Raw genomic sequence first — 14,595 nt, 5'->3', positions numbered from 1 at the left:
AAACGAATGTATCCACATTCGCTGCCTCTTTTATGCTAACCCATATAGTTATCTATCGCTGCTAAAACCTCTTGTAATTTACGATTAACTTCTGTCAGCTTAGATTCCAGCTGTTCATAATTACTTTGTGTATCAAGAGTTGTATCATGAATTGCATCCTGCAAGTCATATGCTGAGCTTGAAAGATCTATCGCCCCAATATTGGACGCAATCCCTTTCAGCGTATGGACCAGCAAGATAGCTTTCTTGATGTCGTCTGCTTGAAGCGCCTCTCGAATTTCAACAGCTGTTTCTGCATGATTTTGCACAAATAGCCGTAAAATCCGATGATATAATTCCGTTTTATTTCCCAAACGCTCCAGTGCTTCTTTTACTTGTAAAACAGGCAAGGTTTCATACGTTTCTACAGTGGCAGCGACTTGTGACAAGCCTTGCAATTTCGTGCTTTGAATCACTCGCTGCAGCACACTGAACAGTTCAATCGGTTCAAAGGGCTTTGTTATATATGCCTTCATTCCTGCTTCAATCACTTGCTCCTTTACGCCCTTCACCGCATCAGCCGTCATCGCGATAATGGGGGGAACTTTGTAGCCCATCTCTATGATTTGACGCGTAGCCTCATATCCGTCCATCACAGGCATTTGCAAGTCCATTAATATGGCGTCATATCGCTTATTTCCGACCATTTTTATAGCTACCGCACCATTCTCCGCTACATCGACAAACATCCCTTTCTCACTTAGAAACTCTTTGGCTACCATCTGATTGATCTCATTATCTTCAACTAACAAAATGTTGGCGTTGCGAAGCTCAGTGAATTTCTCTGCTTGATCCTGGTCCTCTAAGATGCGCTTTTCCAAAGATTGAGAGATCTGAGGCTCAAAAAAACCTAAAATTTCGTTATACAGTTGTGACTGGCTAATAGGAAAGTAAAGCACTTTCATGACAACAGACGTATGAGCAAGCTCTTGCAATTTTGATTCGTGATAAGCACTAATCAGCACAAGAACTTGAGATGGCGTCGAATAGTTCGTTTTGATATTATCCACAAGTTGAACGGCATCCGCATGTTCCAGCTGCCAGTCGATAAGTACCAAATCAAACCGACAATCACGGTGGATATTTGTTATCTCGTTGACCTCCGACCCGATGACACAGACAATGAACTGCAATTGTTCAAGTTGATTTTTCAAAACCAATTGCATCTCGGGGCTATCGCATACAAGTAATACGCGAAGGAACTTCAAATGAAAGTCTTTCTCTACTTTAAAAAATACATCCGTGCTGTGATCAAAACGTGAGGTAAAGGTAAAACAAGACCCGCTTTCCAGCTCGCTTTCTAAGTCGATTGACCCGCCCATGAGTTCGATCAGCTTTTGGCTAATGACCAGCCCAAGGCCAGTGCCCCCGTATCTGCGGGTCATCGACATGTCAGCTTGCGTGAACCCGCGGAAAAGTTGTTTTTGCTGCTCCTTAGTCATACCAATCCCTGTATCGCTAACGTTAAAACGGAGCACAATCCCTTGGTCGTTGTTCGATTGCAATTGGACGGAAATGGCTACTTCCCCGTATTCCGTGAACTTAATCGCATTATTGCACAGGTTTAGCAGCACCTGATTTAATCGGAACGGATCTCCCTTCAGCATCTGAGGAACCGCGTGATGAACAGAGAAGTGGAGCTTAAGCCCTTTTTCAAACACTTTAAAGCTCATCATCGTCGAAATATTGTTAAGCACCTCATACAAATCGAAATCGATTTGTTCCAAGACGATCTTCTTCGCCTCTATCTTCGAGAAATCGAGGATATCGCTAATAATGGAAAGCAGACTCTTGGCGGATAGAACCGTTTTGTCCAAGTAATCCTTTTGCTGGTCCGTCAACTCTGTTTGCTGCAGTAAATAATTAAAGCCAAGAATCGCATTCATGGGTGTACGGATTTCGTGGCTCATATTCGCAATAAACTCGCTTTTGGCGCGATTTGCGGCATCAGCCGCTTCTTTTGCCTCTGTTAACAATTTATTATTGCCCTCAAGCTCTGTAGTGCGATTATCAATCCGTTCCTCTAAGCTTTCATTGACTTGCAATAACTCTTGAATCAGACATACATTTGTATTTTCTAATTCAAGTGCTTCTAAATTTCGTTCTTTGAGCTTAGACGACATCTCATTAAAGGCATTGGTGAGCTCGCCAATAACGTCTTTTCGATAATTTTCTATAACAATGCCAAAATTGCCATTTCGAATATCAATCACTTTTTCATTTAATATTTTAATAGGTGTAATGATCCATTTCGTTAATAAAAGACTTAGCGCGACCAAAATAACTAACACAATCAGAGCCTCTATACTAAACTTGAACAGCAGAGAATGAATGTCTTCTGTCAAATCATGTTCAGGTATCGCAATGACTAAGTACCAATCAAAATTTCCATTATACGAATATTTACTAACATCTAAAAAATAATTCTCACCCATAATTTGATACTTACCCGAACGAGTTTGCAATTCATTATTAGCCTTCGCTTTGATCAATCCATTACTTTCTTTAATTACTTTATTTTCTGATGTGCTAGCTCTGACTCTTTCATATTCTTCCCCTTTTTTCGTAAATAAGGTATTTCCGGTTGAAGTTGCAATTAATTCTCCTGTAGGCTCCATAAGGAAAACCAGACCACTTTTACTAATATTAAGATTTCGCATATGCCTAGCTACTTTATCTAGAGAAATATCCATACCAAAAACCCCAACAACTTTGCCATCAACTGATATTAGTGGTTTTGAGGTTGTGATTCCCAGACCAGCTTCAAATACGCCTCCATACACTTTCGACCAATAAGTAGTTCCCGTCCATTTCGCTTGCTCATACCATGATTGTTTTCGAGCATCAAAATTCGTAACAACCTTTAATTCCTTCATAAAATTACCAAATTGATTGACTTGATTGACCATAACCCTGTTGGAAGGTTCACCTGTCGAAGAAGAAATTTCTAGAACACCATTATTTATTCCAGACGATACGAATTTACCTGATTCATTTGCATAGTAAGCATAGTCAATAAAGTCATTATTGCGAACTTCTTCTAGAAAAACCTTCCCCAACTTATCGACATCTTGTAGGTTTAGAGAACCATTTTCCTCTAACGTGACATTTAAGCTATTCACATACTCCGCCGGTTTAAAATAGCTGTCCAACTGATTAAATAAATCGGATTGTATATGATGGATGACGCGCAAATTCGTTTTGTCAGTGACTTTAGATGTAAATCCATTGACTTGTAGATAATAAATAGCTCCCAATATAAGGGGTATACATATAAATGGAAAAATGATTTGTTTATGTAGACTTAAACGACTATATGTACGCGCAAAGCTCTTTATCATCGGTAATGCCTCCAAATGAACTAAGTCTATGTATTCATTTATTCGACATGGTTTGACGTTATCCTTGGTTGTAATGTAAATCTGTGGCAAAATAAGATCGCCCACAGGAAGGCCTCGTGACCAAAGGAACAGCCCTTGTCGAAATCCTATTCGGGGATTAAACGACAAAAAAAGTGGTTGATCAGGAAAGCTTCCTGTCCAACCACTTTACTTTGTTATGCGATACCGGCAAGAGGACTCGAACCTCCACCCTTTCGGACTCGATTTTGAGTCGAGCGCGTCTGCCATTCCGCCATGCCGGCTTATATGCGCGCCTTAATGAGTTAAGCCGCGCATGCTGTTAAGATAATGCCGAAGACCGGACTTGAACCGGTACGGTAGTCACCTACCGCAGGATTTTAAGTCCTGTGCGTCTGCCGATTCCGCCACTCCGGCTTAATTGAAGCTCCGAACTGGAGTAACTAAGCTACAATCCAGTTCGTCACTTTTGGATGCGCGTAGAGGGACTTGAACCCCCACGGTCGCCCGCTAGATCCTAAGTCTAGTGCGTCTGCCAATTCCGCCATACGCGCATGCTGTAAATAAGGCAAAATGAGTCATGTAGGATTCGAACCTACGACACCCTGATTAAAAGTCAGGTGCTCTACCAACTGAGCTAATGACTCATGTTTAAGACATGAGTTCTTGATTGGAAAAGAATGGGCGGACGACGGGACTTGAACCCGCGAATGCTGGATCCACAAACCAGTGCGTTAACCCCTTCGCCACGACCGCCATATGAATAAGTCTTGCTGGGCCCCGAAAAAGTAATCGGCGTTTCTACAAAGCCTTGCTTCACTTTTTTTGGTAATATGGTGCCGTCGAGAGGACTTGAACCCCCAACCTACTGATTACAAGTCAGTTGCTCTACCAGTTGAGCTACAACGGCATATTCAAGTATGGTGGCTCGGGACGGAATCGAACCGCCGACACGAGGATTTTCAGTCCTCTGCTCTACCGACTGAGCTACCGAGCCATGCTAGATGTTAATATAGGGTTTCCCGGAAAGTAAACGGACGTTACTTCAAAACTTAGCGTCACTTTTTGGGGAATAATGGCGGAGCTGACGGGATTCGAACCCGCGGTCTCCTGCGTGACAGGCAGGCATGTTAGGCCACTACACCACAGCTCCAAAATGTACGTGTTATGGTGAACGCTGACGGGATCGAACCGCCGACCCCTACCCTGTCAAGGTAGTGCTCTCCCAGCTGAGCTAAGCGTTCATGATGAAATCATTTGGGTCCCGCGCAAAGTATTAGAACTATGCTTCGTCAGCATCTCGTCACTTTGTGGGGATATTGGTGACCCGTAGGGGACTCGAACCCCTGTTACCTCCGTGAAAGGGAGGTGTCTTAACCACTTGACCAACGGGCCTTATTTCCGCGCGAAAGAGGCGGCAAAAAAAATACCCAACTAGTGGGTACTGCTTGGCAACGTTCTACTCTCCCAGAACCCTGCGGTTCAAGTACCATCGACGCTGGAGGGCTTAACGGTCGTGTTCGAGATGGGAACGCGTGGGTCCCCTCCGCCATCATCACCAAACAGTCAAAGCGTGTTTGCGCCTTGAAAACTAGATACGAAACATTTGTAAAGTAATCCTTAGGTTTCAAGCAGAGAGACTTTAATCTACGATTAAAGATCCCTATATTAGGTTAAGCCCTCGACCGATTAGTATTCGTCAGCTGCATACATTGCTGCACTTCCACCTCGAACCTATCAACCTCGTCGTCTACAAGGGGTCTTACATACTGGGAAATCTCATCTTGAGGGGGGCTTCGCGCTTAGATGCTTTCAGCGCTTATCCCCTCCGTACATAGCTACCCAGCGATGCCTCTGGCGAGACAACTGGTACACCAGCGGTACGTCCATCCCGGTCCTCTCGTACTAAGGACAGCTCCTCTCAAATTTCCTACGCCCGCGACAGATAGGGACCGAACTGTCTCACGACGTTCTGAACCCAGCTCGCGTACCGCTTTAATGGGCGAACAGCCCAACCCTTGGGACCTACTTCAGCCCCAGGATGCGATGAGCCGACATCGAGGTGCCAAACCTCCCCGTCGATGTGGACTCTTGGGGGAGATAAGCCTGTTATCCCCAGGGTAGCTTTTATCCGTTGAGCGATGGCCCTTCCATTCGGTACCACCGGATCACTAAGTCCGACTTTCGTCCCTGCTCGACTTGTAGGTCTCGCAGTCAAGCTCCCTTATGCCTTTGCACTCTGCGAATGATTTCCAACCATTCTGAGGGAACCTTTAAACGCCTCCGTTACATTTTAGGAGGCGACCGCCCCAGTCAAACTGCCCACCTGACACTGTCCCCATACCGGATCACGGTACTAGGTTAGAACTCCGATACGATCAGGGTGGTATCCCAACGATGCCTCCACCCAAGCTGGCGCTCAGGCTTCAAAGGCTCCCACCTATCCTGTACAGATCGTACCAAAGTCCAATATCAAGCTGCAGTAAAGCTCCATGGGGTCTTTCCGTCTTGTCGCGGGTAACCTGCATCTTCACAGGTATTAAAATTTCACCGGATCTCTCGTTGAGACAGCGCCCAAGTCGTTACGCCATTCGTGCGGGTCAGAATTTACCTGACAAGGAATTTCGCTACCTTAGGACCGTTATAGTTACGGCCGCCGTTTACTGGGGCTTCAATTCATAGCTTCGGAACCGAGGTCCCTAACCACTCCTCTTAACCTTCCAGCACCGGGCAGGCGTCAGCCCGTATACTTCGCCTTGCGGCTTCGCACAGACCTGTGTTTTTGCTAAACAGTCGCTTGGGCCTTTTCACTGCGGCCCCCTCGGGCTATTCACCCTACCGAGGCACCCCTTCTCCCGAAGTTACGGGGTCATTTTGCCGAGTTCCTTAACGAGAGTTCTTCCGCGCGCCTTAGAATTCTCTTCTCACCCACCTGTGTCGGTTTGCGGTACGGGCACCTTCGCCTGGCTAGAAGCTTTTCTTGGCAGTGTGAACTCATGACCTTCGGTACTTAAATTTCCCTCCCCATCACAGCCCAGCCTTACGATGTGCGGATTTGCCTACACATCAGCCTCACTGCTTGGACGAGCATCCATCAGCTCGCGTCACTATCCTTCTGCGTCACTCCATTGCTCATAACGGCTACGGTGGTACAGGAATTTCCACCTGTTGTCCATCGACTACGCCTTTCGGCCTCGCCTTAGGTCCCGACTTACCCTGAGCGGACGAGCCTTCCTCAGGAACCCTTAGGTTTTCGGCGGATCAGATTCTCACTGATCTTTTCGTTACTTATACCGGCATTCTCACTTGTATGCGCTCCACCTGTCCTTACGGTCAGAATTCTACGTACATACAACGCTCCCCTACCCATGCACAAATTCATGTGCAAGCCATAGCTTCGGTGGCGTGTTTAGCCCCGTTACATTTTCGGCGCAGAGTCACTCGACCAGTGAGCTATTACGCACTCTTTCAATGGTGGCTGCTTCTAAGCCAACATCCTGGTTGTCTGTGCAACTCCACATCCTTTCCCACTTAACACACACTTGGGGACCTTAGCTGATGGTCTGGGCTGTTTCCCTTTTGACAATGGATCTTAGCACTCACTGTCTGACTCCCGGATTTAAGTTTGTGGCATTCAGAGTTTGACTGGACTTGGTAACCCTTGGCGGGCCCCGCACCCAATCAGTGCTTTACCTCCACAACTCAACATCCGAGGCTAGCCCTAAAGCTATTTCGGGGAGAACCAGCTATCTCCGAGTTCGATTGGAATTTCTCCGCTACCCCCACCTCATCCCCGCATTTTTCAACATGCGTGGGTTCGGGCCTCCAGTGAGTGTTACCTCACCTTCACCCTGGACAGGGGTAGATCACACGGTTTCGGGTCTACGTCCACGTACTAAAGCGCCCTATTCAGACTCGCTTTCGCTGCGGCTCCGTCTTTTCAACTTAACCTCGCACGGGAACGTAACTCGCCGGTTCATTCTACAAAAGGCACGCCATCACCCATATAGAGGGCTCTGACTTTTTGTAAGCACACGGTTTCAGGTTCTTTTTCACTCCGCTTCCGCGGTGCTTTTCACCTTTCCCTCACGGTACTGCTTCACTATCGGTCACTAGGGAGTATTTAGCCTTGGCAGATGGTCCTGCCGGATTCCGACGGGGTTTCACGTGACCCGCCGTACTCAGGATACCTCTAGGGGTTTCGTTCGATTTTGGCTACGGGGCTTTTACCCTCTATGCCGGACCTTTCCAGATCTCTTCGCCTACCGAACTAACCCCACAACGAGGTCCTACAACCCCAAGGAGCAAGCTCCTTGGTTTGGGCTATTCCGCTTTCGCTCGCCGCTACTGACGGAATCACTTTTGTTTTCTTTTCCTCCAGGTACTTAGATGTTTCAGTTCCCTGGGTATGCCTCCAATGCAGCTATGTATTCACTGCATGGTAACTGCGCATTACCACAGCTGGGTTCCCCCATTCGGACATCCCCGGATCAAAGCCTGCTTACGGCTCCCCGAGGCATTTCGTCGTTCGCCACGTCCTTCTTCGGCTCCTAGTGCCTAGGCATCCTCCGTGTGCTCTTTCTAGCTTAACCTAGAAAAAACTTTAAAGATTTTTGTGCAATCGTTAGATTGTCACAACCTAAGTTCTTACTTTACGTTTTGTTTCGTTATCTAGTTTTCAAGGAACAAAGTTGAAGGTAAATTCATCCTTCAAAACTGAACACGAGTGAGTAAGCGATTTGTGTACTTACGTACACTTGACTGGTCTTATCAAGACCGAGTCTCCATAGAAAGGAGGTGATCCAGCCGCACCTTCCGATACGGCTACCTTGTTACGACTTCACCCCAATCATCTACCCCACCTTCGGCGGCTGGCTCCCTTGCGGGTTACCCCACCGACTTCGGGTGTTGTAAACTCTCGTGGTGTGACGGGCGGTGTGTACAAGACCCGGGAACGTATTCACCGCGGCATGCTGATCCGCGATTACTAGCAATTCCGACTTCATGCAGGCGAGTTGCAGCCTGCAATCCGAACTGAGATCGGCTTATAAGGATTGGCTCCACCTCGCGGCTTCGCTTCCCGTTGTACCGACCATTGTAGTACGTGTGTAGCCCAGGTCATAAGGGGCATGATGATTTGACGTCATCCCCACCTTCCTCCGGTTTGTCACCGGCAGTCATCTTAGAGTGCCCACCCGAAGTGCTGGCAACTAAGATCAAGGGTTGCGCTCGTTGCGGGACTTAACCCAACATCTCACGACACGAGCTGACGACAACCATGCACCACCTGTCTCCTCTGTCCCGAAGGCCTACGATATCTCTACCGTATTCAGAGGGATGTCAAGACCTGGTAAGGTTCTTCGCGTTGCTTCGAATTAAACCACATACTCCACTGCTTGTGCGGGTCCCCGTCAATTCCTTTGAGTTTCACTCTTGCGAGCGTACTCCCCAGGCGGCATACTTACTGTGTTAACTTCGGCACCGAGGAATCGAATCCCCGACACCTAGTATGCATCGTTTACGGCGTGGACTACCAGGGTATCTAATCCTGTTTGCTCCCCACGCTTTCGCGCCTCAGCGTCAGTTATAGGCCAGAAAGTCGCCTTCGCCACTGGTGTTCCTCCACATCTCTACGCATTTCACCGCTACACGTGGAATTCCACTTTCCTCTCCTACACTCAAGTCAACCAGTTTTGGATGCGAACCGGGGTTGAGCCCCGGGCTTAAACACCCAACTTAATTAACCGCCTGCGCGCGCTTTACGCCCAATAATTCCGGACAACGCTTGCCCCCTACGTATTACCGCGGCTGCTGGCACGTAGTTAGCCGGGGCTTTCTTCTCCTATACCGTCACACAAAGAGCAGTTACTCTCCTTGCTGTTCGTCTAGGGCAACAGAGCTTTACGATCCGAAAACCTTCATCACTCACGCGGCGTTGCTCCGTCAGACTTGCGTCCATTGCGGAAGATTCCCTACTGCTGCCTCCCGTAGGAGTCTGGGCCGTGTCTCAGTCCCAGTGTGGCCGTTCACCCTCTCAGGTCGGCTACGCATCGTCGCCTTGGTAGGCCGTTACCCTACCAACTAGCTAATGCGCCGCAGGCCCATCTATAAGCCACAGATTGCTCCGTGTTTCATAATTCTCTCATGCGAGAAAACCAGTTATCCGGTCTTAGCTATCGTTTCCGATAGTTATCCCGATCTTATAGGCAGGTTACCTACGTGTTACTCACCCGTCCGCCGCTAACTTATCCCGAAGGATAAATCCGCTCGACTTGCATGTATTAGGCACGCCGCCAGCGTTCGTCCTGAGCCAGGATCAAACTCTCCATAATAGTAAAACTATCTGAAAGCTTAATTGCTCATTTGCGTTGCTAGCGAGATTTTGCAATCTCTTTTTTGAACGATTTCTCGTTCGTGCTTACTCACTCGTTGTTCAGTTTTCAAAGATCAATTTCTTTCGTTCACTGCCGTGTTACCGAAGCAGCGAGAAGTAATATACCATACTAGTTTTTATTTTGCAACTAGTTTTTTTCTAGTTACTTTCACCAGCCTGTCTTGCGGCCGGAGTGATAATATACCATGGTTATTAAACGTATTGCAATGTTTTATTTTTCCAATTCAAATGTTTTTTAAATATAAACGAAAAAGGCAGATTCCAATTTGGAACTGACCCTTTTAATCGTTTTCTTAATTGGGATTCATTTTAGGAACTACATGACTCTAGGTTTTGCGGGATCGCAATTCGGCGGGGGAACAACTCCGCTTTGAGACAACTTTAATAAATAGTAGCACTCTTCGCGATACATATGATCCGGGACGAGAGGGTTAATCCGCGATAACAGCTCTGCACTTAGACCAAGCTCTTCGACTTCTTTCAAGAAAGCCATGAATATAGACATTTCCATATTAACATCCGAATGGAACTTATTAATTGAAGGGTAACTAGCTCGCAACGTACGTAAATAACCTGTAAGTTCAATCGCTTTTAAATAAAATTCATTGAAATTCTTCTCAAAGTGCCTGCTTCTCTTGATTAATCTCTTCTCTACCACATCCAAGTCCACCGCAATAACTGCCGCATGACCAGCAGCATCAGTCAGCCAAAGCAAATCATTATGCAAAGGAGCATACATCGGAACCGGCTTACCCTCCATGAGCACGATAAGTATTTTGAAGTACTCCTCAAGCTCATTCACCATATGATTGAGAAATGTCGGTGTTAATCCAAGCTTTATTTGCCCGAGTAAAGATCGATCTAAAAGATTCAGTTTATACTCGCGTAAATTTGACGTTAAATCGTAAGCTTGTTTGTTTAATTGAGCCAAATTGCTATCTTCCTTCATTCGCGCTTGACCAAGGAGTTGATCATATTGGTTTATGTAGGAATGGGCGATAGCAATATCTTTGAGCTCCACAGGAGCAAGGGCATTATAAATAAACCTCGCATGATCCCCTAAAATTTGCAGCCAAAATCGATGTTCAAACAACGTTTGTTCCATCAGTTCATGCCCCTTTCCCGCTAATACTTCACTTAATTGTATGTAACGATCTAATGATAAAAAACCGATCCCTGTTACTTTTTTAGAGGAAAACGAAAAAAGACGCCTTGTGGCGTCATAGTGGCAGCAACTACCTAGCATATATAGAAGCTTCTCCAGAATCTCTTCATAGTTAGGAAAGGATTCCTAGAACTCGAATGAATCTACTTCAGCGCGGGCATTACTAGCATAACTGCGATCTCCTATATTACATTCACTCTTCACCCTCTTACACGATCAGCTTTAACCTTTGGCAAAGCCACTTTATATCGACCCAAATATTGCGTCCCGATCACCCCTGTTAGAATCATCACAGAACCGATCAAGTGATACACCGTCACTTTTTCCCCAAGAAAAAGGGCACCCGCAACTATGGAGACAATTGTTGATAAATTAGTGAAAACGCTCATTTTGGAGGCTTCTATCTTGGACAAGACATAGTTACCTGTCAAAGCCGTCACCAGTGAGGAAAACAAGCCTAGGAAGAGAATGGCCACAATAAATGAAGGGTTAGACAGCGGTGAAAGAAAGGCCTCAAATGTCCCCGCACCAGCATGACTCGAAAGCGAAACAATAAGAAAGGTAGCAAATCCGATACCGAGCATAAAATAACTTAGCTCCGCTGGGCTAAACTGCTTCGAAAGCGAGCGAGCTAGAACACTGTATCCAGCAAAAGCCACACAAGTCAGAACCAACAGGATAATCCCTGTCATGTTTGACCAATTTAACGTGCTCCCCTTCATGATGAAAATAAATAGAACGCCGAATACAGAGAGGAAAATCGATAGTTTCTGCAAAACGCTTGTGGTTTCCTTCAGAAACAATGAAGCAAACACCATCGTTACGATCGGCGTGAACGCGTACAGGATGCCTCCCTCTGCCGAAGAGGTATGCAGCAGTCCATAAGCTTGAAGCGTAAAGAATCCTAGTGGATATGTTGTTGCGAGCAGAAACACTTTGATTAGCGGTTTGCCACGGTAATTCAACTTAACCAAGCCTAGTGCAACCGGGATGGATAGGACAGAGAACGAAACGGCAAAACGGTAGGTGAGCGTATCGAGTGGACTAGCATGATCAAGAGCTATTTTGGCAAACAAGAAAGAAAATCCAATGATTACCGCGTTTAGTACGGCAAATATATAGGCAAGTTTGATTCCTTTTCGGCTATTCATAATTCCCCCCACTTCCTAACGAATTTATGGTACTTTATTGGTAATGGTGCCGGCCGGCTGTTGGTTATAAGCATAGAACGAATGCTGTCGTACTACAATATATTTACGGACCAACTGTACCGGTACAATTAAGGGCGGGGGACATATATATGCATAAATATTCTCTTATTTTCAATGACATCGAACAGCGAATTGAGGATGGACAAATACGATCCGGACAAAAGCTGCCGTCAATAAGGGAGCTCTCCATCACCTATTCTTGCAATAAGAGTACGGTCATTCGTGCTTATACCGAGCTTGAGAATCGCCATCTCATTTACTCTATCCCCCAAAGCGGGTATTATGCGGTACAGAAGAGAACGGATGGCATCCATCCAACGGAACAATCTGCCTATGATTTCTCTTCGGGTGCTCCGGACCCTGAGCTGTTTCCTTATCTCGATTTTAAACATTGCATTAATAAAGCGATTGATACCTATAAGAACGAACTGTTCGTATACGGAACTCCGCAAGGACTGCCATCGTTATTAAAGGTGTTAACCAAGCATTTGGCCAACTATCAGGTGTTCACGAATCCAAGCAATATTCACGTTACATCAGGCGTGCAGCAAGCCTTATCCGTATTGGCTTTGATGCCTTTTCCGAATGGAAAACGAGGCGTGCTGCTTGAACAACCGAGCTATTATTTGTTTATACGCCTTTTGGAACTTTATCAAATCCCTACTTTTGGCATCACAAGAACAGTCAGCGGCATCGATCTAGACGAATTAGAGCGATTGTTCCGTACAGAAGATATTAAGTTCTTCTATACCATGCCCCGCTTCCATAATCCTCTCGGCAGTTCTTATTCGGAACAAACGAAGAAAGCAATTGCCCAACTAGCCAAACGCTATGACGTCTACATCGTGGAAGATGATTATCTGGCTGACTTGGAGAACGATACGAAATCTGACCCCATCTTCGCTTATGCTTCAACCCATGTTGTTTATTTAAAAAGTTACTCTAAGATCTTGTTTCCAGGATTACGAGTGGGCGCAGCCGTCCTCCCTACAGATCTCACGCCCACGTTCAGCAATTATAAGAAATTGTCGGATATCGACAGTTCCATGCTCTCGCAAGCAGCATTAGAAATTTATATTCAGAGTGGTATGTTTGAACGGCGCAAGCGTAAAATCAGAGATTCTTATTCCCGTAGATTGATGCATCTGAATAAATCCTTGCTTGCAAACAATAACACCGCATACCTATCTCCCACTGAGGTGATTTCGGGTGTGTACACCCATATCATCGTCCCAGCTCATCTACACATCCCAACCCTGTTGGATAGATTGCGTAAGAAGCGTGTTATTCTGCAAGACCTCGAGCCTTATTACTTACCTGCGTTTAAACCAGAGCATTTGTTAAGTCTTAGCGTAACGCAAGTATCTGAGGAGCGGATCGAAGCCGGCGTACGACTTCTTGCGGATGAGATTAAGCGTATGCTTGGGTGAAACGGAGCTCCTTCGAATTCCGAGGTCCCTATCAACTTCCTAAAAGCAAAAGCCCTTCTGATTATACTCATCAGAAGGGCTTTATTTACACATTCATCTGGTAGGAGATTCCGGAAAGAAGCAGATCCCAAACCGAAGCAAATTCCTGTTCAATCGTGTCTGTTGACCACTCTTTCGCATGTGCAGGATGATGAAAACGCGAAGTAGCGATAAAAATAGCTCTCGCAGTAACGATTGGTTCAACAGATTTGAACTCCTGGGACTTCATTCCTTCTTCGATAATCCGGGCAATCTGATCGATTAATTGATTGACATGCGTAGTTATCATTTCAACGGCATCTAATGTAACAGCCGCGTACATGGCAAACATTTCGGAATCATTGATTGCATAGGTCTTCTTCGTTTGGATCAGGGTTTCAAACCACGAGCGCAAACGCTCCGTAGCACTGCCACCAGACTGGATGGTAATAGTTTCTAAGGGTTCTAAAATGATTTTGTGCAGCCACCGCTCAGTTACTGCCTCTCTTAACGAGGCTTTACTGGCAAAGTGTCGATAAAGTGTGCCATGGCTAACTTGAAGTGCCCGAGCCACATCGACAACGGAAGTTTTATCAGGTCCATAACGTCGAAGCACCTGTTCCGCCGCGTCTAGTATGGCTTCCTTCGTTAGTGGAAGATCATTGGACATGTTGGTCCCCCTCTCTATTAGTAGTTCCATGGTACCACATCAAGTATCAAAAACAAAATGACAATATCGTTATTTTGTTTTATGTTTTATCTTTTATGGGAACCCAACCATGCTCCATATGTAATATTACCTAACATAAATATATTAATTCCCTATTATTATATTGCTTTGCCAAATCATTGGAAATAAAAAATCGCCTTAGAAAAACATAGAATAATAGAGTATAGGATAGATTATTGAATATATAACACAGTTGTTATCGCTTTCTAGGAGCTTGATAGATTTGTCAGTTTATCTAACACGATATAA

5 protein-coding genes, 10 tRNA genes and 3 rRNA genes are annotated in these 14,595 nt (G+C 45.7%); 1 reads left to right on the top strand and 17 read right to left on the bottom strand.

Annotated features, from left to right (window positions below; translation table 11 throughout):
• Positions 1 to 35 precede the first annotated feature (35 nt).
• The 16 genes from QFZ81_RS03470 to QFZ81_RS03395 form a co-directional block, all read right to left on the bottom strand.
• Complete coding sequence (locus QFZ81_RS03470; RefSeq protein ID WP_307601442.1) at positions 36 to 3,380, bottom strand: response regulator; 3,345 nt, start codon at positions 3,378 to 3,380, stop codon at positions 36 to 38.
• Between the two features lie 223 nt (positions 3,381 to 3,603).
• A tRNA-Leu gene (locus QFZ81_RS03465) sits at positions 3,604 to 3,682 on the bottom strand.
• 47 nt (positions 3,683 to 3,729) lie between these two features.
• Positions 3,730 to 3,815, bottom strand: a tRNA-Leu gene (locus QFZ81_RS03460).
• Positions 3,816 to 3,872: 57 nt separating this feature from the next.
• A tRNA-Leu gene (locus QFZ81_RS03455) sits at positions 3,873 to 3,952 on the bottom strand.
• Between the two features lie 20 nt (positions 3,953 to 3,972).
• Positions 3,973 to 4,045: transfer RNA gene (locus tag QFZ81_RS03450), tRNA-Lys, on the bottom strand.
• Positions 4,046 to 4,081: 36 nt separating this feature from the next.
• Positions 4,082 to 4,154: transfer RNA gene (locus QFZ81_RS03445), tRNA-His, on the bottom strand.
• Positions 4,155 to 4,232: 78 nt separating this feature from the next.
• A tRNA-Thr gene (locus tag QFZ81_RS03440) sits at positions 4,233 to 4,308 on the bottom strand.
• An 11-nt stretch (positions 4,309 to 4,319) separates the two neighbouring features.
• Positions 4,320 to 4,395: transfer RNA gene (locus tag QFZ81_RS03435), tRNA-Phe, on the bottom strand.
• A gap of 79 nt (positions 4,396 to 4,474) precedes the next feature.
• A tRNA-Asp gene (locus tag QFZ81_RS03430) sits at positions 4,475 to 4,551 on the bottom strand.
• A 15-nt stretch (positions 4,552 to 4,566) separates the two neighbouring features.
• Positions 4,567 to 4,642, bottom strand: a tRNA-Val gene (locus QFZ81_RS03425).
• Between the two features lie 76 nt (positions 4,643 to 4,718).
• Positions 4,719 to 4,793 (bottom strand) — tRNA-Glu (locus QFZ81_RS03420).
• Positions 4,794 to 4,844: 51 nt separating this feature from the next.
• Positions 4,845 to 4,961 (bottom strand): 5S ribosomal RNA (rrf, locus tag QFZ81_RS03415).
• Between the two features lie 106 nt (positions 4,962 to 5,067).
• A 23S ribosomal RNA gene (locus tag QFZ81_RS03410) occupies positions 5,068 to 7,990 on the bottom strand.
• 198 nt (positions 7,991 to 8,188) lie between these two features.
• A 16S ribosomal RNA gene (locus QFZ81_RS03405) occupies positions 8,189 to 9,730 on the bottom strand.
• The 16S, 23S and 5S rRNA genes sit together here with 10 tRNA genes alongside, the layout of an rRNA operon.
• Before the next feature lie 378 nt (positions 9,731 to 10,108).
• Entirely contained in the window at positions 10,109 to 10,897 is a 789-nt protein-coding gene (locus QFZ81_RS03400; protein ID WP_307601440.1) for a DUF2935 domain-containing protein, read from the bottom strand.
• Between the two features lie 260 nt (positions 10,898 to 11,157).
• Positions 11,158 to 12,108, bottom strand: coding sequence for a DMT family transporter (locus tag QFZ81_RS03395; RefSeq protein ID WP_307448103.1), 951 nt, complete (start codon positions 12,106 to 12,108; stop codon positions 11,158 to 11,160).
• Between the two features lie 149 nt (positions 12,109 to 12,257).
• Here QFZ81_RS03395 and QFZ81_RS03390 point away from each other — a divergent pair, with 149 nt between their 5' ends.
• Positions 12,258 to 13,598, top strand: a complete 1,341-nt coding sequence (locus QFZ81_RS03390) for an aminotransferase-like domain-containing protein (protein WP_307448106.1) — start codon at positions 12,258 to 12,260, stop codon at positions 13,596 to 13,598.
• Positions 13,599 to 13,683: 85 nt separating this feature from the next.
• Here QFZ81_RS03390 and QFZ81_RS03385 read toward each other — a convergent pair whose 3' ends face one another.
• Positions 13,684 to 14,286 (bottom strand): TetR/AcrR family transcriptional regulator, encoded by a 603-nt coding sequence (locus tag QFZ81_RS03385; protein ID WP_307448108.1) that lies wholly within the window; start codon positions 14,284 to 14,286, stop codon positions 13,684 to 13,686.
• Positions 14,287 to 14,595 lie beyond the last annotated feature (309 nt).

The sequence above is a fragment of the Paenibacillus sp. V4I9 genome (assembly GCF_030817295.1).
GTDB lineage: Bacteria > Bacillota > Bacilli > Paenibacillales > NBRC-103111 > Paenibacillus_E.
This window is presented reverse-complemented; position numbering and strand designations above follow the sequence as displayed.

Excerpts from the sequence above, each read along its gene's own strand:
- QFZ81_RS03390 (WP_307448106.1), top strand. The coding sequence starts at position 12,258 with ATGCATAAATATTCTCTTATTTTCAATGACATCGAACAGCGAATTGAG.
- QFZ81_RS03470 (WP_307601442.1), bottom strand. The coding sequence starts at position 3,380 with ATGATAAAGAGCTTTGCGCGTACATATAGTCGTTTAAGTCTACATAAA.
- QFZ81_RS03385 (WP_307448108.1), bottom strand. The coding sequence starts at position 14,286 with ATGTCCAATGATCTTCCACTAACGAAGGAAGCCATACTAGACGCGGCG.
- QFZ81_RS03395 (WP_307448103.1), bottom strand. The coding sequence starts at position 12,108 with ATGAATAGCCGAAAAGGAATCAAACTTGCCTATATATTTGCCGTACTA.
- QFZ81_RS03400 (WP_307601440.1), bottom strand. The coding sequence starts at position 10,897 with ATGGAACAAACGTTGTTTGAACATCGATTTTGGCTGCAAATTTTAGGG.